Here is a 24202-nt window from a genome sequence, read left to right on the forward strand (position 1 = left end):
CCGCCGGGCGCCCCCCCAACGCCCCCCGGGGGGGGGGCGGGCGCGCCCCCCCCGCCCCCCCCACGGTCCCGGCCTGGCAATCCCGCCGCGCCTCCGACAGTGTGCTGGTGGGGGAGGGGAGAGCAGCCGGGCTTCGCCCGTTCTGATGGATTGGAGAAGTGCCGGTGTTCGTGTTCAATCTTGGCGACTGAGCGACTGAGCGACTGAGCGACTGAGCGACTGAGCGACTGAGCGACTGAGCGACTGAGCGACTAAGCGACTGAGCAGTTGATCGACTAAGGGATTGATCGATTGAGCGAAGGTTCGACTGCGCGATGGAGGTTGCGCTCCTGAAGGTGTCTCGATCGCGAGAGCCGGTATTCAGTGCGAAACGTCAGCCAAGCAAAAAATCCGCTTTCACCCACCGCACTTCGCAATCTGTCAATGCGGAGAGGCGCAGCCCATTTCAGGACCGTGGTGCGCCATGGATGGCGCACTACGAGCTACATGGGTGAGGGCGGATGGCTTGCGAGGCACTGCCTCGCATCCGACCGAACGCACAGCCGCCAGCGGCTGGGCCGGGCCGCGGAGCGGGACTTGCGGCGGGCCCAGAAATGGGGTGCGCCTCTCCGCAAACGCAGAGAGAGTGGAAACGCTGCTTTTCGCGTTGTCTGTAAGGCGTCAGAGCGTCAGAGCTTTAGAGCGTCGTTGCGTCAGTGCGTCAGCACGTCAGAGCTTCGGCAGCCGGACAACCCGCGTTCCGCTGGCCCGGTCATGCCAGGTCAACCGCTGCCGATCCAGCAGCGCCCACCAGAACCCCAGGCCGGCCGCCAACACCGACAGCGACCCCACCGCATAGCGCCGCCACAACTGCCCGCGCGTCGGCACCGTGCCGTCCAGCGACACCACCCGCAACCGCCACGGGCGCATCCCCAGCGTCTGCCCGCCGCGGCGCCAACTCATCGTCGCGTACAGGCCCGTCACGACCCAGCAGCAGGCCCACAACGCCCACTGCCACGCACTGAACGGCGCGATGTTCTCGCGCTCCGCATGACCGCTCAACGTGTAGACCGCCACGAACACCGCACCGAGCAGCATCCACAGCGCCAGCGCCGGGAAGACGTCATACAACAGCGACAACCACCGCCACAGCAGCAACGATGCAGGGCGATCAGCAGGGGGGGGCGACAGCGCGGTATCGGTCATGACCCGGAGCATACCCGGCCCGCCGCCCGCGTTCGATGGCCCACGCACGGTCTGCTCCGTATGCTGTCCGCATGTCCGATGCCACCACCCCCGCCCTGCGTCGCCAGCTCATCCAGCACCTGCCCGAGCTGCGCGAGGATGACAACGTCCGCATCCAGCGTTTCCTCGACACCGCCTGGGCCGAGCACGGCCTCGCGCGTGCCAGCCTGGACAGTTACCGGCGCGATCTCGAAGGGCTCGCGCGCTGGCGTGATGGCGCCGCCGGCGGGCTGGCTGGCCTCGATCGCGCCGGGCTGTTCGACTACCTCGCCTGGCGCTCCCGCCATGGCTGGTCGCCGCGCAGCAATGCCCGCCTGCTGTCCGCGCTGCGGGCCTTCTTCGCCGATGCGGTTCGCCGCGGCGAGCGCGGCGATGACCCCAGCGCGTTGCTGGATCCGCCCAAGCTGCCGCGGCTGCTGCCCAAGGCGCTGGCCGAAAGCCAGATCGATGCGCTGTTGGCCAGCCCCGATATCGAGACGCCGCTCGGGCTGCGCGACCGCGCCATGCTGGAACTGATGTATGCCGCCGGCCTGCGCGTCAGCGAACTGGTCAACCTGCCGGCCAATGCCGTGAACCTGCGCCAAGGTGTGCTGCGCGTGACCGGCAAGGGCAGCAAGGAACGGCTGGTTCCGCTGGGGGAAGAATCCCAGCACTGGCTTGAGCGCTACCTGGCTGAATCGCGCCCGCAGCTCACGGGCAAGCGCAACGTGCCGACGCCGCAGGATGGCGCCGTGCCGATGTTCCTGACGCCCTCGCTGCACCCGCTCAGCCGCCAGCAGTTCTGGGGGCTGGTGAAGACGTACGCGGTGCTGGCCGGGATCGACCCCGCCCGGATCAGTCCTCACGGCCTGCGCCACAGCTTTGCCACGCACCTGCTCAACCGGGGCGCGGATCTGCGCGCCCTGCAGATGCTGCTCGGCCACAGTTCGCTGTCCACCACCCAGATCTACACGCTGGTGGCGCGCGAGCACCTGCAGAAGCTGCACGCCAAGCACCACCCGCGCGGCTGAGAGGGTGCCAACCCCGGCCGCGCATCACCGTTCCACTGCGGTCCAGCTGTGTGAGCAGGCAGCTGTGCGAGAATCCAGCCTGACTCCTTACACCGGAATGCTCGATGCTCCGTGTTGCCATTGCGGCGCTCTTCGGCGCGCTCAGCCTGTCTGCCTGCGCGCAGCAACCGTCCGCTCCGGCGGCCAAGACCACTGCCGCCACCCCGGCCGCTGCCGGTGATGCTGACCAGCGCGTGCGTACCGCGCTGCAGCAGCTGGACCCCACCTTCAAGCCTGATTTCATCGGGGCCGCGCCGTTTGCCGGTTTCCGCGAGGTGCTGGTCGGTGGCCAGGTGCTGTATGTCTCCGATGACGGCCGCTACCTGATGCAGTCCCAGCCGTACGACATCCAGAACAAGGCGCCGGTCAGCAGCCAGGGCCTGCTCAGCTACCGCCGCAAGCTGCTCGATGGCGTGCCGCACACCGAGCGCATCGTGTTCGCCGCGCCGAATGCCAAGTACACCGTCAGCGTCTTCACCGACATCGAGTGCGGCTACTGCCGCAAGCTGCACCAGGACATCGCCGAGCTCAACCGCAACGGCATCACCGTGGAATATCTGGCGTTCCCGCGCATGGGTCTGGGCAGTCAGGACTACACCGACATGATCTCGGTCTGGTGCGCGGCCGATCGCAAGCAGGCCCTGACCGCCGCCAAGACCGGCAAGGCCGTCACCCCGAAGAACTGCACCAACCCGGTGGCCATGCAGTACAAGCTCGGCCAGCAGATGGGCGTCAACGGCACCCCGGCCATCTTCGCCGCCGACGGCACCCAGCTCGGTGGCTACCTGCCGCCGGCGCAGCTCAAGGCTGCGCTGGAGCGCGTCTCGGCAGGCGGCAGCCGCTGAAAACAGAACGCCCCGGCCAGGCCGGGGCGTTTTTCTGTCAGCGGAGGAGCGGCCTGCTCGATCAGCGAGGCAGCGTCCCGCGCGACGGTGTCACTTCAAGCCGTCACTGATCGCCTTGGTCAGGGTGCCCTGCGCATCATCGCCGCTGAACTCCCAGAAGAATGCGCCGCCCAGGCCCTGTGCTTTCACATAGCCCATCTTCTCGGTGACCATGGCCGGCGTATCCAGACTCCAGAACGTGGTGCCGTTGGAGATCCACGTGGCCTTGGCGATGTTGTCGGTGTACACCGGCCAGTTGAGGTTCTTGAGCACCTTCCAATCTTCGATACCGGCTTCGTAGGTGCCCGGTGCCGCGCCGCTGGCGCTCTTGTAGAGCCCGTTGTTGCCGCTGGCCACGCCAGTCCAGCCACGCCCGTAGTAGCCGATGCCCAGGTTCAACTTGCTGGCCGGCACCCCGCGGCTGAGGAAGGCTTCCATCGCATCGTTGCTGTTGTAGAGCTTCTGGTCGCCGGTGGAGGGATCAGCCGGTGAATCGAACAGGGCCGAGTGATGGTTGGTCTGCGGATCCCACGCGCCGTGGAAGTCGTAGGTCATCACGTTGATGAAATCCAGGTACGGGTGGTAGCTGGCCGGATCGGTCACGCGCACCTTGTCCACGCCGGCACCGACGGCCACCGTCAGCAGCAGGCCGGGCCGCACTGCATCCAGCTGGCGGCGGAATTCGGCCAGCAGCGCGGTGAAGTTGGCGTTGTCGGCCGGCGTCCCGCAGCTCAGCCCGCAGGCCACCGGATACTCCCAGTCGATGTCGATGCCGTCGAACACGCCCAGCGCCGCACCCGCACCGCCCGCACCGTCGGCCACCGGCAGGTTGCCTTTGATGTAGGCATCGATGCACGAGGCCACGAACGCCTGCCGGTTGGCCGGCTGCGCCGCGCTGGAGAAGCCGCGCGACCAGGTCCAGCCGCCCAGCGAGATCAGCACTTTCACGTTCGGGTGTTTGGCTTTGAGCTGCTTGAGCTGGTTCCAGTTGCCCCGCAGTGGCTGGTCCCAGGTGTCGCCCGTGCCGCTGACGCTATCGCCGGCAGCGAAGGACTTGCCGTAATCGGCGTAGGCATCGCCGCCCACGCCGGTGTTCGAATCGGAGGCCTGGGTCACGCCCACTTCGCAGCGGTTGTTGCGCACGTTGCCGAAGGCGTAATTGATGTGGGTCAGCTTCGCCGCCGAGCCGCTGGTGTCGATGTTCTTGACCTGGTAATTGCGGCCGTAGATGCCCCACTGGGTGAAGTAGCCGATCACCCGCTTGGTGCTACCCCCGCCGCCACCGGCGGCCGTGGTCACGCTGATCGAGCCGCTCTGCGCCGAGGCATTGCCGGCGTTGTCGCGTGCCCGCACCGTGTAGGTATAGGCCGTGCTCGCGGTAAGGCCGCCATCGGTGTACTGGGTGGCGCTGGGCGAACCGACCAGGCTGCCGTTGCGGTACACGTCGTAGCCGGCCACACCGCTGCCGCCGCTGTTGTCGGTGGCCGCGTTCCAGGCCAGGTTCACCGTCGTGGCGGTCCTGGACGGGGAAGCCAGTCCGCCCGGGACGCTGGGGGGCGATGTGTCGTTGCTGGCCGCGGTGACGGTCACATTGACGGTGGCCGAGGAGGTCACCGCGTTGTTGTTGTCGGTCGCCACCGCCTTGAAGGTGTGGCTGCCGGCCGAGGCATTGCTCCAGACCACGCTGTAGGGCGCGCTGGTGTCGATGCCCAGCGAGGTACCGCCGCGGAAGAACTCCACCTTGCTGATGCTGCCGTCGGTATCGCTGGCATTGGCGCTGACCGTGATGCTGCTGCCGGCGGTGAAGCTGGCCCCGGCGGCGGGCGAGGTCAGCGCGACGCTGGGCGGCTGGTTGCTGCCACTGCCATCGCAGGCACCGAGGTTGGTGTAGTAGGGCGCACCGGCCGGGTGGTCGGGGGGGGCGTTCCAGATGTCCTGGTTGGCGCGGTACAGCACGCCGCCTTTCTGCAGGGTCTGGCCGGCCAGATAGATGGCCGCGCCATTCCACTCGGGCGCCCCGGTACAGTTCGCGGCCTGCACCAGTGTGGGCGTGCCGGCGGCAGCGGCCAAGGCCAGCGCCAGCAACCAGCGCCGTCGGCGCGGAAGCAGGGCGGGGGAGGAAAACGATGTCACTGCACGGCGCGCAATCGGGTCTGGCATGGTCGGTCTCCGATCAGGTGGTGTGCGCATGCCGCCGGGATGGCGGCATGCGTGCAGCAGGTCCGGGCGCCGGTGAGAGAGGCCGGCAACGACGTGGGGGACGGACGGCACCTGGCGCTGGGCCAGGTGGTGATAACGTTGTCATGTAATCGACATGCAATCCGTGAACCAGTCGATGGTTCGCGTGTGAACGGTGTCGTCCGCGGCCCCAGGCCGGCCGATCCCCCGGGCCGGGCCGGGGCGGCCGACTTGGGTACAATAGTGGGCCCCGTTCCCAACCACGGTTCCCCGGACATGATGGTCCTCGAGGGCGCATCCGCCCTTTCGCCGTTCCGCCGCGAACGTCTTGAATCCCGCCTGCAGTCCCTGGCCGCCGATCTGCGCATCACCGGTGCCTGGCATGTCTACTTCATCCAGACCGAGGGCGATGCGGCCCCGGACCCGGCGATCCTGAGCCGGATCCTGGAAGCCCAGCCGGCGCTGGCCGGGCGTGAGGACGGGGCGGTATCGCGCTTCGTGGTGCCGCGGTTGGGCACGCTGTCGCCGTGGTCGAGCAAGGCCACCGAGCTGGTCCGCGGTGCCGGGCAGCCGATCCGCCGGGTCGAACGTGGCCTGCGCATCGATCTGGCCGGCTGGCCGGCCGATGCGGCCGCACAGGAAGCGGTGATCCGCGCGCTGCACGACCCGATGACCCAGTCCGTGCTGGCCGAGACAGCCCAGGCGCAGGCGCTGTTCAGCGCCCCGGCGCGTGGTGAGCTGGAACGGATCGCCCTGGAAGATCTGGAGGCAGCCAACAGCCGCCTCGGCCTGGCCATGGCCCAGGACGAGATCGACTACCTGCGCCAGCGCTTCGGCGAACTGGGCCGCAAGCCGTCGGACGTGGAACTGATGATGTTCGCGCAGGCCAACTCCGAGCACTGCCGCCACAAGATCTTCAATGCCAGCTGGACCATCGACGGTGCCGACCAGTCGCACTCGCTGTTCCGGATGATCAAGAACACCCACCAGCAGACCCCGCAGCACACGTTGAGCGCCTACAGCGACAACGCTGCGGTGGTGGCCGGCTTCCCGGCCGCGCGCTATCGCCCGGATCCGGCCACCGGCCAGTACCGCAGCGAGGCCGTGGTCGATTCGGCGTTCTGCATCAAGGTGGAAACACACAACCACCCGACCGCGATCGCCCCGTTCCCAGGTGCGGCCACCGGTGCGGGCGGTGAGATCCGCGATGAAGGCGCGACCGGCCGCGGCGGCAAGCCCAAGGCCGGCCTGACCGGTTTCTCGGTCTCGCACCTGCGCATCCCGACCCTGCCGCAGCCGTGGGAGGCACCGCGCGCGCTGAACCCGCGCATGGCCCCGGCGCTGGACATCATGCTGGACGGTCCGCTCGGCGGCGCTGCGTTCAACAACGAGTTCGGCCGCCCGAACCTGCTCGGCTACTTCCGCAGCTTCGAACTGCCCGAAGGCGAGGGCCTGACCCGCGCCTACGACAAGCCGATCATGCTGGCCGGTGGCCTCGGCGCGATCGACCAGAACCAGGTCGAGAAGCTGCGCCTGCAGCCCGGCGATGCGGTGATCGTGCTGGGTGGCCCGGCGATGCTGATCGGTCTCGGCGGCGGTGCCGCCAGTTCGGTGGCCTCCGGTGAGAGCGCCGAAGACCTCGATTTCGCCAGCGTGCAGCGCGACAACCCGGAAATGGAGCGTCGCTGCCAGGAAGTGATCGACCGCTGCGTCGCGCTCGGTCTGGACAACCCGATCCGCTGGTTCCATGACGTGGGCGCCGGTGGCCTGTCCAACGCGATTCCCGAGCTGCTGCATGACTCCGGCGTGGGCGGTGTGATCGATCTGGGCAAGGTGCCCGCCGATGACCCGTCACTGTCGCCGATGCAGTTGTGGTGCAACGAATCGCAGGAACGCTACGTGCTCGGTGTGCCGCAGGCACGCCTGGCCGAGTTCGCCGCGCTGTGCGCGCGCGAACGTTGCCCGTTCGCCGCCGTTGGTGTCGCCACCGCTGAAGAGCGGCTCGTCGTGGCGTACGGCGCCACCGTGGGCAATACCCCGGCGGATGCCCCGATCGATCTGCCGATGGACGTGCTGTTCGGCAAGGCGCCGAAGATGCATCGCGACACCGTGCACCCGGCGGCACCGCGCTGGCCGGCGCTGAAGACCGCCGGGCTGGACCTGCATGAAGCCGGTCTGCGCGTGCTGGCCCATCCCTCGGTGGCCTCGAAGAACTTCCTGGTCACCATCGGCGACCGCAGCGTCGGTGGCCTGACCGCGCGCGAACAGATGATCGGCCCGTGGCAGCTGCCGCTGGCCAACGTTGCCATCACCCTGGCCGGTTTCGACAGCGTGGCCGGTGAAGCCATGGCGATCGGCGAGCGCACCCCGTTGGCCCTGCTGGACGCGGCCGCGTCGGCGCGCATGGCGGTCGGTGAAGCGATCACGAACCTGTGTGCGGCGCCGGTGGATGCACTGGAAACGGTGAAGCTGTCGGCCAACTGGATGGCCGCGGCTGGCCATCACGGTGAAGACGCGCTGCTGTATGACGCGGTGCGTGCGGTCGGCATGGAGCTGTGCCCGCAGCTGGACCTGAGCATTCCGGTCGGCAAGGACTCACTCTCCATGCAGGCGCAGTGGCAGGCCGACGGCCAGGCGCACAAGTCGGTGTCGCCGGTGTCGCTGGTGATCTCGGCGTTCGCGCCGGTTGCCGATGCGACCGGCCAGCTGACCCCGCTGCTGGACCGTGACGCCGACAGCGAACTGTGGCTGATCGGCCTGGGGGCGGGCAAACAGCGCCTGGGCGGCTCGATCCTGGCCCAGGTGCACGCCGACCATTCCGCACTGCCGGCCTTCGCCGGTGCCGTGCCGGATCTGGACGATGCACAGCGCCTGCGTGCCTTCTTCGAACTGATCCGCGATGCGCGCCAGGCCGGCCTGCTGCTGGCCTACCACGACCGCAGCGATGGCGGTGCGTTTGCCGCGCTGTGCGAAATGGCTTTCGCCTCGCGCCTGGGCCTGGATATCACCCTGGACGCCTGGGGCGATGATCCGTTCCGCAGCCTGTTCAATGAAGAGCTGGGTGCGGTGGTGCAGATCGCCAAGGAAGACCGTGCCGCGTTTGCAGATCTGGTCGAGCGTCATGCACTGACCGAATGCGCGCAGCGCATCGCGCGTCCGACCACCGCCCCGGTGGTGCGTGTCTCGCTGCAGGGCGAAAGCCTGGTCGAGTGGCGCTGGGAAGCGCTGTTCGATGCCTGGTGGTCGGTCACCCACGCCATGCAGAAGCTGCGCGACAACCCGGACAACGCCGACCAGGAGCGTGCGATCGCGCGCAACTTCAACGCGCCGGGCCTGAAGCCCAAGCTGACCTTCGATATCAGCGAAGACGTGGCGATGCCCTTCATCAACACCGGCGCGCGTCCGCGTGTGGCGGTGCTGCGCGAGCAGGGCGTCAACGGCCAGATCGAAATGGCGAACGTCTTCGAACGTGCTGGCTTCAGTTCGTTCGACGTGCACATGAGCGACCTGATCGAAGGCCGTGTCGCACTGTCCGATTTCACCGGTCTGGTGGCCTGTGGCGGCTTCAGCTACGGCGACGTGCTCGGTGCCGGCCGCGGCTGGGCCACCTCGGTGCTGGAGCGCAGCGCGCTGCGGGATGCCTTCGCCGCATTCTTCGCCCGCGAGGACAGCTTCGCCTTGGGCGTGTGCAACGGCTGCCAGATGATGAGCCAGCTGAAGGACATCATCCCCGGTGCCGAGCACTGGCCGCAGTTCCGCCGCAACCGCAGCGAGCAGTTCGAAGCGCGCACCGCGTTGCTGGAAGTGGTGGAATCGCCGTCGATCCTGCTGCGTGGCATGGCCGGCTCGCGCCTGCCGGTGGCGGTGGCGCATGGCGAAGGCCAGGCGGTGTTCGCCAATGCAATCGATCAGGCCGCGGCGCGCGTGTCGCTGCGTTACATCGATGGCGATGGCAACGTGGCCACCCAGTACCCGCTGAATCCGAACGGCTCGCCCGACGGCATCACCGGCCTGACCACCACCGATGGCCGCACCACGATCATGATGCCGCACCCGGAACGTACCGCGCGTGCGATCAACCACAGCTGGCATCCGGATGACTGGAACGGTGATTCACCGTGGCTGCGGATGTTCCGCAACGCAAGAGTATGGTGCGGCTGATACTGCGCACCGCATCAAAATCGATGCAGTGAAAATCGCGTGAAGAAACCGCCGGCCTGTCCGGCGGTTTTCTTTTGTGTGGGGCACAAACTGATCGGGAGCAATGAGTTACACGGCGTTACAGCGTGAAAATCCGTTATATCGTTTGCTCACATGCAGCTAACAAAAATGCGCAATAACGCGGCGTTTTTGTGACGCGTGACACGGTCATATGAAAATCAACGTCAAAGTCTTGACGTTATTGAAACTGTACGTTAACACTGCATCCTCATTTCGACAGCGTTCAGTTCCACAGTAACCGCATGGATGGCGAGCACGCTGTAGGTATCTGCCAGCCATTGCGCACAACGCAGTAAATCAAGCGAAAAACGCCCCCAGGGGACGTTGGACCACGCGGTCCGGCGTTGGCGTCGCTTTGCCTAAAACCAGCCTAATCAGGAGCCGCATCGATGAATCGGATTTATCGCAAGGTCTGGAACAAAGCACTGGGGCAGATGGTCGTCGCCTCGGAATTGGCCAGCAGCCAGTCCTCGGGTGTCGTCATCGATCAACGCCGAACCTCTGGCGGACGCAACACCGCACTGCTCTCGGCCGCCATCGCGTTGACGCTCGGATTGGGCACGGCAGGCGCCACGCTGACAGCGCACGCGCAGTCGGTGGAAGTGGGTGGGAATGCGAACTGCCTGGTGCTCAACAGCGGCATCGTCGACAGCTGCGTGGTCGATGGCAACGCCACGGCATCGGGCACGAATGCGGTCGCGATCGGCAGCAACAGCACCGCCTCCGGGGCGAACAGCGTGGCGCTCGGCGCCGGCTCGAAGACCAACCGTGCCAACACGGTTTCGGTGGGTGACGCAGGCAAGGAACGGCAGGTCACCAACGTGGCCGCAGGGACCACGGCAACGGACGCGGTGAACAAGGCGCAGCTGGACAAGGTTGCGGTCGCTGCCGAAGGCGCGACCCGCTATTTCAAGGCCGATGGTGACGGCAACGACAGCGACGCGGCGAAGATCGATGGCGAGGGTGCACTGGCCGCTGGGGCCAGTGCCAACGCCGATGGCGACGGCGCAACGGCACTGGGCCGCGGCAGCCAGGCCATCGGCAATGCGACCACCGCAGTGGGCGGCGAGGCCTTGGCCGTCGGCCTCGGGGCGAGCTCGTTCGGGCAGGGCAGCATGGCTTTCGGTGATGCCAGCATCGCGCTCGGCCAGAGCGCCGCAGCGTTTGGTCTGGGTGATGTCGCCCTGGGTGCATCGGCGGTGGCCGCCAGCGAGAACGGCGCAGCAACGGCGATCGGTGGCCTGGCCGAAGCCAGCGCCGACGGTGCGACCGCGATCGGTGGCGGCGCACTGGCCATCGGGCCGGGCAGCACCTCGCTCGGCCGCGGTGCGGCCAGCGCAGGCGAAGCCTCGGTGGCGGTGGGGGCGTTCAGCGTCGCGGTCGCGGATTTCAGCGCGACGCTCGGCGCGAATTCGGCGGCGGTTGCGGTGGGTAGCGTGGCACTCGGTGCCGGCTCGTACGCCGATCGGGTCGACACGGTGTCGGTCGGCAATGCGGACAATGGCCTGCGTCGCCAGATCACCAACCTTGCCGATGGCACCGAAGACAGCGATGCGGTGAACAAGGCACAGCTCGATGAGGTCGGTGCGGTCGCCGCCAACACGAACAAGTACTTCCAGGCCACCGGCAGCAGCGACAGCGATGCCGGTGCGCTTGCGGCAGGCGACAACGCGACCGCGATCGGTGAAGCATCCAACGCGCTGGCCGACGGCGCGACCGCGCTCGGCAGCGGCGCCACGGTCACTGCGCAGAACGCGACGGCCGTCGGCTACAACGCCAGCGCCACCGGTCAGAACAGTGCAGCCTTCGGCACCAACGCGCAGGCCAATGGCCCGGGCAGCGTGGCCGTGGGTGGGGCGGCGGTGGATGCCGACGGCAACCCGCTGATCACCAATGGCGGGGTGCCGGTCGATACCGGCGCAACCAGCGCTGGCGTGGGCGGCACCGCAGTCGGCGCGAGTGCGGAAGCCGCAGGCTTCGCATCGTCCTCGTATGGTGTGGGCGCTTACGCCGCCGGTGCACAGGCCTCGGCGTTCGGCGCGGTGGCCAATGCCACCGGCGACTATTCCACGGCGGTCGGTACGCAGAGCGTGGCGACCGGCAACAGCAGTACCGCCATCGGGGGGCCGGCGGATCTGCTGCCGGGCCTGGGCTTCTTCGTGCAGACCCAGGCCAGTGGCGAAGCCGCCACCGCGGTGGGGGCCGGTGCGATCGCCAGCGGCGATTACGCCGTGGCCAACGGTACGTTGAGCGAAGCCTCGGGCACCGAAGCGACGGCCGTGGGCTACTTTGCCTACGCTCCGGGCGAGGGCGCCACCGCACTCGGCGCAGAGACCTGGGCCAGCGGTGAACTGAGCACGGCGGTGGGCTTCTACAGCACTGCGCGCGGCGCGAACAGCGTCGCCCTCGGCGCCAACTCCACCGCCACCCGGGACAACACGGTCTCGGTAGGTGACGTCGGCAACGAACGTCAGATCACCAGCGTCGCGGCCGGTACCGAAGCCACGGATGCGGTCAACAAGGCGCAGCTTGATGCGGTTGCGACCTCGGCCTCGGCAACCTCGGCGCAGTTCAAGGCGAACGGTGCGGCCAGCGGTGCGGTCGGTGCATTCGCCGATGGCGAGGATGCGCTGGCGGCCGGTGAAGCCAGCAATGCGCTGGGGGCCGGGGCAACGGCGGTCGGCGGTGGTGCGACCGCGGTCGGCGATGACACCGTCGCGCTGGGCCGCAACAGCAGCGCTACCGGCAACGGCAGCGTGGCCATTGGTGGCCTGGGCCAGGCGTATGACGAGTACAACCAGCCGCTGGTGGATGACCAGGGCAATGCGATCCTGATCGGTGCCACCGCGGCGCCGGACAGCGTGGCGGTCGGTGCCGGTGCACAGGCTACCGGCACCACCAGCAATGCGTTCGGTAGCGGCGCACAGGCCACTGGCAGCAACAGCCTGGCCAGTGGCTACAAGGCACGCGCCACCGGCGATTACAGTGTGGCGCAGGGCGACAACGCCTTCGCCAGCGGTGAAGAAACCACGGCAACCGGCGCGTACGCGTGGGCCACTGCCGATGGCGCCACCGCCTTCGGTTCCAGTGCGTGGGCCACCGAAGCCAACGCCACGGCAGTGGGTCAGTCGGCGTGGGCAAGCGGTACCGGGTCCACCTCGATCGGCTACAACAGCTGGGCACGCGGCAGCAGTTCCACCGCGCTTGGCCGCGGTGCCTTCGGCTACGGCGACAACAGCGTCGCCGTCGGCTTCCAGGCCTTGGGCAACAGCATCAACAGCATCGCCATCGGCACCAACGTGGTCGCCGGCGGGGAAAGCGCGATCGGTATCGGTGTGGGCAGCAATGCCAGCGCATCCAATACCGTGGCGCTCGGCGCGGGTTCGGTCGCCGACCGTGCCTACACCGTCTCGGTCGGCAACGATGGCCGGCAGCGCCAGATCACCCAGGTTGCCGCCGGTACCGAGGGCAGCGATGCCGTCAATCTGGATCAGCTGACCGCCGCGACGGACCGGTTCCAGGCCAGCGGTGACGGTGTTGCCGTCGCAGGTGGCGAGGAGAGTGTGGCCGCCGGTGCAAACGCGGCGACCGATGGCGACTACGCCACCGCGGTCGGTTCGAGCAGCTTTGCAGCCGGCACCGGTGCATCGGCGATCGGCAGCGGCGCCTTCGCCTTGGCCGACAACGCCAGTGCCGTCGGCTTCAACGCCGTCGCCAGCGCTGCCAATGCAAGCGCAACGGGCGCCAACGCACAGGCGACCGCCGAGTACGCGACGGCGACTGGTGCAGAGAGTCTGGCTTCCGGCGAGCAGAGCACCGCGACGGGTGCGGCCAGCGTCGCCTCCGGCGCCGGCAGCCTGGCCGGTGGTGCACTGTCCGACGCGGCCGGTGAGGAGTCGGTGGCCCTGGGCTACTTCAGCAGCGCCAGCGGTGAGGGTGCGACGGCCGTCGGCGCGGAAAGCGTGGTCAGCGGCACGCTCTCCGCGGGGTACGGGTTCGCTTCCGAAGCGACTGCCAATTACACCACCGCGATCGGCGGTTACGCGGTGGCCTCCGCCTTCAACGCGACAGCGTTGGGCAGCTTCGCGCAGGCGACCGGCTCCAACAGCGTCGCACTCGGTGGCGATGCCGAAGCCTCCGGCGCGTACAGCACCGCGACCGGCCAGGGCAGCCTGGCCAGCGGCACCAACAGCGTGGCCGTCGGTGGCGCGCTGTTCGGCCTGCTGCCCACCGAAGCCTCGGGCAACTACTCCACGGCCGTCGGTGGTGGGGCGTGGTCGTCGGGCGTGAACAGCACCGCACTCGGCAACGCAGCGACTTCCAGTGGCGCCAACAGCGTGGCGCTGGGTGCCGACTCGATCGCCGACCGCGACGACAGCGTCTCGGTGGGCAGTGCCGATGCGCAGCGCCAGATCACCAACGTCGCTGCCGGTACGGACGGCACCGATGCGGTGAACGTGAACCAGTTGAATGCAGTAGCCGATGCGGCGGCGACGACCAGCAAGTATTTCCAGGCCAGTGGCAGCGCCGACAGCGATGCCGGTGCCTATGTGGAAGGTGACAACGCGCTGGCCGCCGGTGAGGCCGCCAACGCCATCGGCAACGGTGCCACCGCGCTTGGCGGTGGCAGCACCGTGATCGCCAACGAATCCACGGCACTGGGCTTCAATGCCACGGTCACCGCAGACAACGCCGTGGCGATCGGCAGCAATGCCAACAGCAGCGCCGCTGGCGCGGTGGCGATCGGCGATCTGAGTGCGGCGTCCGGTGCGGCGTCGGTCGCCATCGGCGGCGGCTCGCTGTCGCAGGGCTTTGGTGCCGTCGCGGTCGGTGCTGGCGCCGAGGCCAGCGGTCTGGCCGCCACGGCGGTGGGGTATGGCGCCTGGGCGCTGGGGCGCGAGTCCACCGCGATCGGCAACTTCGCCACGGCGGACGGCTGGCAGGCCAGTGCGTTCGGTGCCAACGCCAACGCGGGCTTCTTCGGTACCGCACTGGGCAGCAATACGCAGGCCGCCGATGTTGCCACCGCCGTGGGTCAGGGTACGCGTGCGGATATCGCTGGCGCCGCCTTTGGCGTGCAGGCCAACGCCGGGTTGTACGGCGTGGCCGTGGGCAACAACGCCGCCACCGCCGAGGATGGCGTGGCCGTGGGCTTCAATGCGCTGGCCGGTGCGGATGCCGGCAGCGCGACCCAGGGCATCCAGACCACTGCCATTGGCAGTGAAGCCTGGGCGACCGAAGATGGTGCCACCGTGGTGGGCTACAACAGCTACGCGCAGGCGGTGAATTCCACCGTGGTCGGCAGCAACTCCTGGACCACCAAGGACGCCGACAACAGCGTCGCGCTCGGCGCCGGTTCGCTGGCCGATCGTGCCAATGCGGTGTCGGTGGGCGCCGCACAGGCCTGGACCGATGCGGCGGGCGTGGTGCATCAGGCCATCGACCGGCAGATCACCAACGTCGGTGCCGGTACTGACGACACCGATGCGGTCAACGTCGCGCAGCTGAAGGAGGTGGCGGCCACCGCCGAGGCCACCAGCAAGTACTTCCAGGCCAGCGGCAGCGCAGACAGTGATGCCGGTGCGTATGTAGAAGGCGACAACGCGCTGGCTGCCGGTGAGGCCGCCAACGCCATCGGCGATGGCGCCAGCGCGCTCGGCAGTGGCGCCACCGCCATCGCCGACAATGCCACCGCGGTCGGCTTCAACGCATTGGCAAGCGCCGAAGGTGCCGCAGCACTGGGTAGCGACGCGCAGGCCACCGGCGAAGACAGCGTCGCCATCGGTAACGGCGCCAGCGCCAGCGATATCGGCGCCACTGCCACGGGTGCAGGCGCGCAGGCCGCGGGCGCCTACGCCACGGCCACCGGCAGCCAGGCCACCGCAGAGGGCCAGCAGGCGACCGCCAATGGCTTCCGCGCCAGCGCGTCCGAAGCCGGTGCCTCGGCCTTCGGCAGCTACAGCGAAGCAACCGGCCAGCTCTCGTCGGCGCTGGGCTATGGTGCGGTGGCCTCCAATGCCTACGCCGTAGCGGTCGGTGCGGCCTCGACTGCGTCCGGTTCGGGTGCGGTGGCGGTCGGCGAGTACTCCGAAGCCACCGGCGATGAGAGCGTGGCGATCGGTGGCACGACCTTCTTCGGTCTGCTGCCGTCGCGCGCCTCGGGTACGGGGGCATCGGCCTTCGGTGCAGGCGCCTGGGCGACCGATGACTACGCCACCGCGATCGGCTGGACCTCGTGGGCCGATGCAGGCAGTGCCACCGCGTTGGGCGCCAGCGCCAGCGCAGAAGGCGTGAACAGCGTGGCACTGGGTGCCGGGTCCGTCGCCGACCGTGACAATTCCGTCTCCGTCGGCACGGCCACCGCACAACGCCAGATCACCAACGTCGCCGCGGGTACGGAAGGCACCGACGCGGTCAATGTCGATCAGCTCAATGCAGTCGCCGATGTCGCCGAAACCACCAGCCGCTTCTTCCAGGCGTCGGGCAGCGGTAACGGCGACGACGTCGGCAGCTATGTCGACGGTGCGTATGCCACCGCCGCGGGTGAGGCCGCCAACGCGTTCGGCACCGGGGCCTCGGCCTATGGCAGCGGTTCGCTTGCCTCCGGTCGCAATGCCTCGGCATCGGGCTTCAACGCTTCGGCCACGGCGGATTCGGCCACCGCGATCGGCGGGGCGCTGTACTACGAGGATGAGAACGGCAACGTGCTGCTCGACCAGGCCACCAGCGCCAGTGGTGTGGGTGCGACGGCACTGGGCGCCGGCGCACAGGCCGAGGGCAGCTTCAGCACCGCCACCGGCGCCGGCGCGACTGCCGCAGGATTGCAGTCCTCGGCCTTCGGCTACAGCGCCGAGGCTGGCAGTGACTACAGCACCGCCGTCGGTACCTTCAGCGCGGCCAGTGGCGTCCGCACCACGGCGCTGGGCTACGGGGCCGAGGCCAGTGGTGATTACGCCTCCGCACTGGGCTGGGGCAGTGCCGCGTCGGGCAGCTACGCCAATGCGATCGGCTACGCATCGCAGGCCAGTGGCGACAACAGCGTCGCGGCCGGTTCCAACGCCTGGGCCACCGCCGCACGCACCACCGCGGTAGGGCAGTTGGCGTGGGCAACCTCGCAGGGCGCGACGGCCATCGGCCAGGACAGCTACGCCTACAGCGGCCTGAACGCCACGGCGGTCGGTACCAGTTCGTCGGCCAGTGGCGCAGGCAGCGTTGCGCTCGGCGCCGGTGCCCGCACCAGCGAGGCCAATGTGGTCTCGGTCGGCGGCGGCAACGGCACCACCGCCCCGGCCACGCGCCGCATCACCAATGTCGGTGACGCGGTCAATGGCAGTGACGCGGTGACCAAGTCGCAGCTCGATTCGGTCGCTGCCACTGCCGATGCGGTCGGCAAGCACTTCCAGGCCAGCGGCAGCGGTGTCGCCACGGCCAGCGGCAGTGACGCACTTGCCGCCGGCTCCGGTGCCACCGCCAGTGCGACACGCAGCAGTGCGCTGGGGACCGCGGCCGTCGCCTCGGCGACCGGGGCCACGGCGGTCGGTGCCGATGCCTCGGCACGCGGTGCCAACAGCACCGTGCTGGGCCGCCAGGCATCGACCAATGCGACCAACGGTGTGGCGATCGGCAACGGTGCGTTCGCCAGCAACGGGGCCAACAGCATCGCGATCGGTTCGGCGGCAGGTGTCTCCGGTGCCAACGCGGTGGCGCTGGGTGCCGGTTCGCGCGCGGTGGAAGCCAATGTGGTGTCGGTCGGTGGCGGCAACGGCACGGACGGCCCGGCCACGCGCCGCATCGTCAATGTCGGTGCCGGTCGCATCGCCGCGGGCAGCACGGATGCCGTAACCGGCGGCCAGCTCAACACCACCAACCAGCGGGTCGGCGCGGTGGAAACCCAGGTGGGCGACATCGACACTCGCATCGGCTCGGTCGAGAACGTCACCGCCAATGCGCTGACCTATGACGACAGCAGCCGCGACACGCTGACCCTGTCGGGTCTGCAGGGCACCACGCTGGACAACGTCGGCAGCGGCTCGATCGCGTCCGGCAGCCGCCAGGCCATCAACGGTGGGCAGTTGTTCCAATCGCTCACCGATGTCGCCACCTTCCTCGGTGGCGGTGCCAGCGTCGGCATGCAGGGCGTGTTTGTCGCGCCGAACTATGTAATCCAGGGCGCGACGTACAGCAATGTCGGCGATGCACTTGGCGCGCTGGACCGCAAGGTCAGCGATCTCGATCAGCGGGTTGCTGGCGGCAGCAGCAGTGCGCGTGCACGCACGGCGTCGCTGTCGACCGCCAGGGTGGCAGCGGACACCAGCGCAGAGCCGGACACCGGCGCTGCGCCGGAGGCCAGCGTCGTCACTGCCGCCAGCGACACCGCCGTCGCCAGCGTGCAAGGGGCGCCGACCGCTGCGAATGTCGGCAGCAGTCAGCCGATCAACGTGCCGACTGCCGCACCTGCCGCCGTCAATGCGGTGGTGATGGGGGACGGTGCGGTAGCCAGCGGCGCATCGGCCACAGCGATCGGCCAGGGCGCCACCGCGTCAGCCGCCAACTCGGTCGCGCTGGGCCAGGGCTCGGTCGCCGACCGCGCCGACACGGTCTCGGTCGGCAGTGCCGGCAACGAGCGGCAGGTCGCCAACGTCGCCGCCGGTACGCAGGCCACCGATGCGGTCAACAAGGGCCAGCTGGATGGCGGCATCGCGACCGCCAACAGCTACACCGACCAGCGCTTCACCTCGATGGCCGACAGCTTCGACATCTACAAGGGCGAGATCGATCAGCGCCTGCGTCACCAGGACCGTCGCATTGATCGCCAGGGCGCGATGAGCGCGGCCATGCTCAACATGGCCACCAGTGCCGCCGGTGTGCGTACCCAGAACCGCGTCGGTGTCGGCGTCGGCTTCCAGGGCGGCGAATCGGCGCTCTCGCTGGGCTACCAGCGCGCCCTCAGCGAGCGCGCCACGGTGACCCTGGGCGGTGCCTTCAGCAGTGATGACAGCTCGGTCGGCGTGGGCGCCGGCTTTGGCTGGTAAGCCGTTCCAACGCGGGGCCGTGCGCGGCCCCGCTGCAACGCAATGCAAGGCCTGAGGGGGCGGGTCACGGGAACCCTGGCCAGGGCCGGCCAGGGAGCTCGCATGGAGTGTTGGCCTGAACAGTCGTTTGATCCATGACCTTGAAGAGGACGTCAACGTGACCAGTAAGCAGAACCTTCGCATCAATGTGCTGGCAGCCGCCGTGCTGTCGTTGTCCGCAGGCGCCAGCGCCTATGCAGCGGGCCTGCCGGCCAAGGAGCCGGTGCGCCAGCCGGCTGCCGCCCAAGGCGCAGAGCGCATCATCGTCAAGTACCGCGCCGGCACCGCTGCGGCCACGGATCGTTCGGCCAAGCTGACGGCCGTGCAGTCGGCGGTCGCCCGCGCCAGTGTCGGTGGCTCCGCCGCCGGCCGTGCCAGTGCCGTGAACCCGCAGATCGTGCGCAAGCTCGGTGTCGGGGCCGATCTGATCCGCCTGCAGGGCCGCTTGAGCCCGGCCGAACTGCAGAAGGTGCTGGCCGAGATCAAGGCCGATCCCTCGGTGCAGTACGCCGAAGTGGACGTGAAGCTGCAGCGCACCGATGTGCGCCCGCGCGACGCGACCCCGCAGCTCGTGCCGAACGATCCGTACTACGCGCAGTACCAGTGGCATCTGAACAGCGCCACCGGCGGCATCAATGCGCCGGCGGCGTGGGACATCGCCCAGGGCGAAGGCGTGGTGGTGGCGGTGCTCGATACCGGCATCCTGCCGCAGCATCCGGACTTCTCCGGCAATCTGCTGGCCGGTTACGACTTCATCAGCGATGCGGAAACCTCGCGCCGTCCGACCGACGAGCGCGTGCCGGGTGCGCTGGATTACGGTGATTGGGTCGAGAACGACAACGAGTGCTATGCCGGCTCGCTGGCCGATGACAGCTCCTGGCACGGCACCCACGTCGCAGGCACGATCGCCGAGTCGACCAACAACGGTGTGGGCATGGCTGGCGTTGCGTACAAGGCGCGCGTGCTGCCGGTCCGCGTCCTGGGCAAGTGCGGTGGCTACCTGTCCGACATCGCCGATGCGATCACCTGGGCCTCCGGTGGCACGGTGGCCGGCATCCCGGCCAACGCCAATCCGGCCGAAGTCATCAACATGAGCCTGGGCGGCGGCGGCGCGTGTGATGCGCTGTACCAGGATGCGATCAATGGTGCCGTGTCGCGCGGCACCACCGTGGTGGTCGCCGCCGGCAACTCGGCTTCCAACGCGTCCAATTTCCGGCCGGCCAGCTGCGCCAACGTGGTGGCGGTCGGCGCCACCCGCATCACCGGTGGGATCGCCTACTACTCCAACTTCGGCACCGTGGTGGACCTGTCCGGCCCGGGCGGCGGTGGCAGCGTGGACGGCAATCCGGGCGGCTACGTGTGGCAGTCCGGTTACAACGGCCTGACCACGCCGACCTCCGGCGCCTACAGCTACATGGGCATGGCCGGCACCTCGATGGCCTCCCCGCATGTCGCGGCGGTGGCAGCGCTGGTGCAGGGCGCGGTCGCGGCGGCCGGCAAGGATCCACTCACCCCGGCAGCGCTGGAAGCCCTGCTCAAGCAGACCGCACGGGCCTTCCCGGTCACCATCCCGACCGCCACCCCGATCGGCACCGGCATCGTCGATGCCAAGGCCGCCCTGGACAAGGCGCTGGAAGAAGAGTGCACCGAGAACTGCGGCCCGGTGGCCACGCCGCTGACCAACAAAGTGGCCGTGGGCGGCCTGAGCGGCGCCGGTGGCAGCGAAGTGCTGTACAGCTTCGAGGCGCAGGCCGGCAAGGTGTTGAGCCTGCTCACCTACGGTGGCAGCGGCAATGTGTCGGTGTATGTGAGCCAGGGCAAGGAGCCGACCGCGACGGCGTTCGATGCCAAGTCCACGCGTCCGGGCAATAGTGAAACGGTGCGCTTCACTGCACCGGTGGCCGGCACGTATTACATCAAGGTGGTCGGTGAGTCCGCGTTCAGCGGTGTGAGCATCCTCGCCAACCAGTAAGACCGGTAAAACCCCAACGGGAGTCCGTCATGTGACGGGCTCCCGTTTTTACATCTGGACCGCGTGCAATCCCGCGTACGATCGCAGTGAACTGCTAAAGTCGCAGCGGTTGCCAGGAGAATGTTCTTGAACGCGGTTGCCCAGGATCCCACTGCAGAAGCCACCGCAGAATCCCGCATCGTCGGGGTATTGCTGGAGAAAGGTCGGCTCAAGGACAGCGACCTGGCCCGCGCGCGTCCGCTGCACCGTGAGTCCGGCGGCAGCCTGCTCGGTCTGCTGGTGCGGCTGGGGCTGGTCTCCGAACGCGACCATGCACAGACCTGTGCCGAGGTGCTCGGCCTGCCTTTGCTCGATGCCAAGGCTGTGCCGGAGGCACCGCCCGAAACGCTGCTCGATGGCTTGCCGCTGACGCTGCGTTTCCTCAAACAATTCCATGTCTGTCCGCTGGTACTCCAGGACGGCGTGCTCGATCTGTGGCTGTCCGATCCGCAGGACCCGTATGCGGCCGATGCGGTGCAGTTGGCGGTGGGCCTGCCGGTGCGGCTGCACGTGGGCCTGCGCTCGGAGATCGACGATCTGATCGAGCGCTGGTTCGGCCAGGGCCGCAGCGCGATGGGCGCGATCATCGAGACCGCCGACGGGGAGGGCGCTGCGGTCGACGACATCGAACACCTGCGCGATCTGGCCTCCGAAGCGCCGGTGATCCGGCTGGTCAACCTCGTCATCCAGCGGGCGGTGGAACTGCGCGCCTCGGATATCCATATCGAACCGTTCGAGAATCGCCTGAAAGTGCGTTACCGCGTGGATGGCGTGCTGATCGAAGGAGAAAGCCCGCCGGTCAATCTTACCGCCGCGGTGATCAGCCGCATCAAGATCATGGCGCGGCTCAACATCGCCGAACGCCGCCTGCCGCAGGACGGCCGCATCATGCTGCGCGTGCAGGGCAAGGAGCTCGATCTGCGTGTCAGCAGCGTGCCCACCGCGCATGGCGAAAGCGTGGTGATGCGCCTGCTCGACCGCGACACGGTGGTGTTCGATTTCCATCGGCTGGGTTTCACCGAGGCGTTCCTGCCGCAGTTCCGCAAGGTGCTCGAGCAGCCGCATGGCATCCTGCTGGTGACCGGCCCCACGGGCTCGGGCAAGACCACCACGCTGTACACCGCGCTGAGCCAGCTCAATACCGCCGACGTCAAGATCATCACTGTCGAAGACCCGGTCGAGTACCAGATCGAAGGCATCAACCAGATCCAGGCCAAACCGCAGATCGGGCTGGATTTCGCCAATGCGCTGCGCAGCATCGTGCGCCAGGATCCGGACATCATCATGATCGGCGAAATGCGCGATCTGGAAACGGCCCGCATCGCGATCCAGTCCGCGCTCACCGGCCACCTGGTGCTCTCCACGCTGCACACCAACAACGCCGCCGGTGGCATCACCCGCCTGCTGGACATGGGCGTGGAAGATTATCTGCTGACCTCCACCATCAACGGCATCCTCGCCCAGCGTCTGGTGCGCCGGCTGGAGCCGCAGCATGCGCAGCGCTACCGTGCCTCGCCGGAAGAGATCGACAAGTTCGGCTTGCGCCGGCTGCAGCCGGAGGGGGAGATTTTCCTGTACCGCGCACAGCCCTCGGCGATAGCGCCCACCGGGTATCTCGGCCGCACCACCATCGTCGAGTTCCTGGTGATGAACGATGCGCTGCGCAGCGCGGTGATGCGTCGCGCCGGGATGGGCGAGATCGAACAGATCGCGCGCGCGGCCGGCATGCGCACCATGTATGAGGATGGCCTGTCCAAAGCCCTGCAGGGCCACACCACGCTGGAAGAAGTACTGCGCGTGACGGAGGAATCCTGATGCGCGCATGCGGCCGGCACCCGGTGAGCGGCTGAGCATGGCCCAGTACCGCTACAAGGCGCTCAACGCGCATGGCGAACTGTTCGATGGCCAGATGGAAGCGGCCAGCGAAGCCGAGGTTGCCGCGCGCCTGCAGGACCAGGGCCACATGCCGATGGAGGCGCGCCTGGCCAGCGAGGGTGTCGCGGGGGCGTCGTCCTGGGCGGCGCTGCTGCGCCGCAAACCGTTCGACGGCGGCGGGCTGGTGCAGTTCACCCAGCAACTGGCGACGCTGCTCGGTGCCGGGCAGCCATTGGACCGTGCGCTCAGCATCCTGCTGGAACTGCCCGAAGACGAGCGCACGCGCCGGGTGGTCACCGACATCCGCGACATCGTGCGCGGCGGTGCGCCGCTCTCCACCGCGCTGGAACGCCAGCACGGGCTGTTCTCGCGGCTGTACATCAACATGGTGCGCGCCGGTGAGGCCGGTGGCAGCCTGCATGACACCCTGCAGCGGCTGGCGGATTACCTCGAGCGCAGTGCTGAACTGAAAGGCCGCGTCATCAATGCGCTGATCTACCCGGCGATCCTGCTGGCGGTGGTCGGCGGTGCGCTGCTGTTCCTGCTGGGCTACGTGGTGCCCCAGTTCGCGCTGATGTACGAAAGCCTGGATGTCGCGTTGCCGTGGTTCACCCAGTGGGTGCTCACTGCCGGCCTGGTCGTGCGCGAAGGCTGGATCATCATGATCGTGGTGCCTGCGGTGATCGCGCTGGTGGTGGAGCGGCGGCTGCGGCAACCGGCCACGCGCCTGGCCGTGGACGGCTGGCTGCTGCAGCGCAACGGCATCGGCCCGCTGCTGGCCAAGCTGGAAACCGCGCGCCTGGCCCGTACCCTGGGCACGTTGCTGCGCAACGGCGTGCCGCTGCTGTCCGGCCTGGGCATCGCGCGCAACGTGCTGAGCAACCGCGCGCTGGCCGCCGATGTCGATGCCGCCAGTGACGAGGTCAAGAACGGCAACGGCCTGTCGGCGTCGCTGTCGCGTGGCAAGCGTTTCCCGCGCCTGGCGCTGCAGATGATCCAGGTCGGCGAGGAATCCGGCGCGCTGGATACGATGCTGCTCAAGACCGCCGATACGTTCGAACAGGAAAGCGCGCGCGCGATCGACCGGCTGCTGTCGGCGCTGGTGCCGGTGATCACCCTGGTGCTGGCCTCGGTGGTCGGCCTGGTGATCGTGGCCGTGCTGGTGCCGTTGTACGACCTGACCAATGCCATCGGCTGACCGGCCGCTGGTGAATACCCCAACGATTCGATGCAAGGAGCCTGCCATATGCAACGCCGTCGCCTGACCCGCTTTTCTTCCGCGCGCCACCAGTCCGGCATGAGCCTGTTGGAAATCATCATCGTGATCGTGTTGATCGGGGCGGTGCTGACCCTGGTCGGCAGCCGCGTGCTCGGCGGTGCCGATCGTGGCAAGGCCAACATCGCCAAGGCGCAGGTGCAGACCATGGCCGGCAAGATCGACAACTACCAGCTCGATACCGGCAAGCTGCCGGCCAAACTGGATGATCTGGTCACCCAGCCCGGCGGCAGCGCGGGTTGGCTCGGCCCGTACGCCAAGCCGGCCGACCTCAATGACCCGTGGGGTCATGCACTGGAGTACCGCGTGCCGGGCGAGGGCCAGCCGTACGACCTGATCAGCCTGGGCAAGGACGGCAAGGTGGGTGGCAGCAGTTACGACGCGGACATCCGGTACGAGTAATCGGCATTGGG

10 protein-coding genes are annotated in these 24202 nt (G+C 68.3%); 8 read left to right on the plus strand and 2 right to left on the minus strand.

Annotation, left to right across the window (positions count from 1 at the left end; all coding sequences use genetic code 11):
* Positions 1 to 708: 708 nt before the first annotated feature.
* The gene (locus QMX81_RS02285; RefSeq protein ID WP_259462191.1) at positions 709 to 1185 is read right to left on the minus strand and encodes an RDD family protein; all 477 of its coding nucleotides are present in this window, start codon (positions 1183 to 1185) and stop codon (positions 709 to 711) included.
* A 71-nt stretch (positions 1186 to 1256) separates the two neighbouring features.
* Between QMX81_RS02285 and xerD the strand changes: the two genes are divergently transcribed.
* The gene (xerD, locus tag QMX81_RS02290; protein ID WP_282258060.1) at positions 1257 to 2234 is read left to right on the plus strand and encodes a site-specific tyrosine recombinase XerD; all 978 of its coding nucleotides are present in this window, start codon (positions 1257 to 1259) and stop codon (positions 2232 to 2234) included.
* A gap of 104 nt (positions 2235 to 2338) precedes the next feature.
* The gene (locus tag QMX81_RS02295) at positions 2339 to 3118 is read left to right on the plus strand and encodes a thioredoxin fold domain-containing protein (RefSeq protein ID WP_152152435.1); all 780 of its coding nucleotides are present in this window, start codon (positions 2339 to 2341) and stop codon (positions 3116 to 3118) included.
* 90 nt (positions 3119 to 3208) lie between these two features.
* On the opposite strand, the gene QMX81_RS02300 is transcribed toward QMX81_RS02295, so the two are convergent.
* Positions 3209 to 5317, minus strand: coding sequence for a glycosyl hydrolase family 18 protein (locus QMX81_RS02300; protein WP_282258068.1), 2109 nt, complete (start codon positions 5315 to 5317; stop codon positions 3209 to 3211).
* Between the two features lie 294 nt (positions 5318 to 5611).
* Here QMX81_RS02300 and purL point away from each other — a divergent pair, with 294 nt between their 5' ends.
* The 6 genes from purL (at position 5612) to gspG (ending at position 24191) form a co-directional block, all read left to right on the plus strand.
* Positions 5612 to 9496 (plus strand): phosphoribosylformylglycinamidine synthase, encoded by a 3885-nt coding sequence (gene purL / locus QMX81_RS02305; RefSeq protein ID WP_282258070.1) that lies wholly within the window; start codon positions 5612 to 5614, stop codon positions 9494 to 9496.
* Between the two features lie 449 nt (positions 9497 to 9945).
* Complete coding sequence (locus QMX81_RS02310) at positions 9946 to 18588, plus strand: ESPR-type extended signal peptide-containing protein (protein WP_282258072.1); 8643 nt, start codon at positions 9946 to 9948, stop codon at positions 18586 to 18588.
* A 157-nt stretch (positions 18589 to 18745) separates the two neighbouring features.
* Positions 18746 to 20599, plus strand: coding sequence for a S8 family peptidase (locus tag QMX81_RS02315; RefSeq protein ID WP_121042855.1), 1854 nt, complete (start codon positions 18746 to 18748; stop codon positions 20597 to 20599).
* A gap of 126 nt (positions 20600 to 20725) precedes the next feature.
* Positions 20726 to 22453: a type II secretion system ATPase GspE gene (gene gspE, locus QMX81_RS02320; RefSeq protein WP_282258083.1), complete on the plus strand. Its 1728-nt coding sequence runs from the start codon at positions 20726 to 20728 to the stop codon at positions 22451 to 22453.
* Positions 22454 to 22490: 37 nt separating this feature from the next.
* The gene (locus QMX81_RS02325; RefSeq protein WP_282258220.1) at positions 22491 to 23711 is read left to right on the plus strand and encodes a type II secretion system F family protein; all 1221 of its coding nucleotides are present in this window, start codon (positions 22491 to 22493) and stop codon (positions 23709 to 23711) included.
* Between the two features lie 48 nt (positions 23712 to 23759).
* A complete protein-coding gene (gene gspG / locus QMX81_RS02330; RefSeq protein ID WP_121042627.1) occupies positions 23760 to 24191 on the plus strand; it encodes a type II secretion system major pseudopilin GspG in 432 nt (143 codons plus the stop codon).
* Positions 24192 to 24202: the final 11 nt, after the last annotated feature.

This window comes from Stenotrophomonas sp. PS02301 (genome assembly GCF_029959485.1).
Classification (GTDB): Bacteria; Pseudomonadota; Gammaproteobacteria; order Xanthomonadales; family Xanthomonadaceae; genus Stenotrophomonas; species Stenotrophomonas maltophilia_Z.

Excerpts from the sequence above, each read along its gene's own strand:
- QMX81_RS02285 (WP_259462191.1), bottom strand. The coding sequence starts at position 1,185 with ATGACCGATACCGCGCTGTCGCCCCCCCCTGCTGATCGCCCTGCATCG.
- xerD (WP_282258060.1), top strand. The coding sequence starts at position 1,257 with ATGTCCGATGCCACCACCCCCGCCCTGCGTCGCCAGCTCATCCAGCAC.
- QMX81_RS02295 (WP_152152435.1), top strand. The coding sequence starts at position 2,339 with ATGCTCCGTGTTGCCATTGCGGCGCTCTTCGGCGCGCTCAGCCTGTCT.
- QMX81_RS02300 (WP_282258068.1), bottom strand. The coding sequence starts at position 5,317 with ATGCCAGACCCGATTGCGCGCCGTGCAGTGACATCGTTTTCCTCCCCC.
- purL (WP_282258070.1), top strand. The coding sequence starts at position 5,612 with ATGATGGTCCTCGAGGGCGCATCCGCCCTTTCGCCGTTCCGCCGCGAA.
- QMX81_RS02310 (WP_282258072.1), top strand. The coding sequence starts at position 9,946 with ATGAATCGGATTTATCGCAAGGTCTGGAACAAAGCACTGGGGCAGATG.
- QMX81_RS02325 (WP_282258220.1), top strand. The coding sequence starts at position 22,491 with ATGGCCCAGTACCGCTACAAGGCGCTCAACGCGCATGGCGAACTGTTC.
- gspG (WP_121042627.1), top strand. The coding sequence starts at position 23,760 with ATGCAACGCCGTCGCCTGACCCGCTTTTCTTCCGCGCGCCACCAGTCC.